Source organism: Agrococcus sp. DT81.2 (assembly GCF_049844935.1).
Lineage (GTDB): Bacteria > Actinomycetota > Actinomycetes > Actinomycetales > Microbacteriaceae > Agrococcus.
In genome coordinates this window covers 1-336 of the sequence record NZ_JBNCLZ010000021.1, presented here as the reverse complement: position 1 = coordinate 336, position 336 = coordinate 1, and the positions used below count along the sequence as shown (strand labels likewise).

At 75.0% G+C, this 336-nt stretch carries 1 protein-coding gene; it reads right to left on the bottom strand.

Annotated features, from left to right (window positions below; translation table 11 throughout):
- Positions 1-233: DUF222 domain-containing protein (locus tag ACLQ21_RS15735; protein ID WP_425664914.1), on the bottom strand; the 233-nt coding region annotated here is incomplete at its 3' end.
- Positions 234-336 lie beyond the last annotated feature (103 nt).

The window sequence follows — 336 nt, the reverse complement described above, 5'->3', positions numbered from 1 at the left end:
GGCTGGCCGGCGGCGTGCGCGGCGAGGTCGGCGAGCGTGACCGCCACCAGCAGCGTCGGCGACGCCTTCCCCGGCCGGGGCGCGTCGCCGGAGCGGGCGTGCGCGCCGAACAGGCCGGTGAGCACGTCCGCGGCGCGCTGCTCGTCGGTGCGGTGGTCGTCGTCGACCGGTCGGGCGCCCTCGAGGTCGATCCTCGTGCGCGGCGAGCGGTACGCGTTGACCACCGCGTGCACCGCCGCCCCGTCGATGGGCGGGAGGAGAGCGTGTCAAGTCTTCTGTGTAAGCGGTGCGGTCATGGTCAGAGGTGGGGGTTGATGCGGTCGGGGTAGGCGAGGG